At 66.6% G+C, this 398-nt stretch carries 1 protein-coding gene; it reads left to right on the forward strand.

Going from position 1 to position 398, the window contains the following annotated elements:
* Nucleotides 1-398 (forward strand): acyl-CoA dehydrogenase family protein (locus tag ACCC97_RS28835; protein WP_413336403.1); only part of this gene is annotated, 398 nt, incomplete at both ends.

A 398-nucleotide genomic window follows, 5' to 3' on the forward strand; every position in this document is an offset into this window, starting at 1 on the left:
GGTGCCGTCGGCTACCTCGTGGGCCAGGAGAACCGCGGCCTCGAGTACATGTTCATCATGATGAACTCGGCCCGCTATGCCGTGGGCATGCAGGGCATCGCGATCGCCGAGCGTGCCTACCAGCACGCGGTGGCCTATGCCAAGGAGCGCGTGCAGAGCCGCCCGGTGGACGGCTCCATCAACGCCAGCGCGCCCATCATTCACCACCCCGACGTCAAGCGCATGCTGATGACGATGCGCGCCTACACCGAAGGCTGCCGCGCGATGGCCTCGGTGGCCGCCGCCGCCTACGACGCAGCGCATCACCATCCCGACGCCGAGGCGCGCAAGCAGAACCAGGCCTTCTACGAATTCATGGTGCCGCTCGTGAAGGGCTACAGCACCGAGATGAGCCTCGA

The organism is Variovorax sp. Varisp85 (assembly GCF_047304045.1).
In the GTDB taxonomy this organism is placed as follows: domain Bacteria; phylum Pseudomonadota; class Gammaproteobacteria; order Burkholderiales; family Burkholderiaceae_C; genus Variovorax.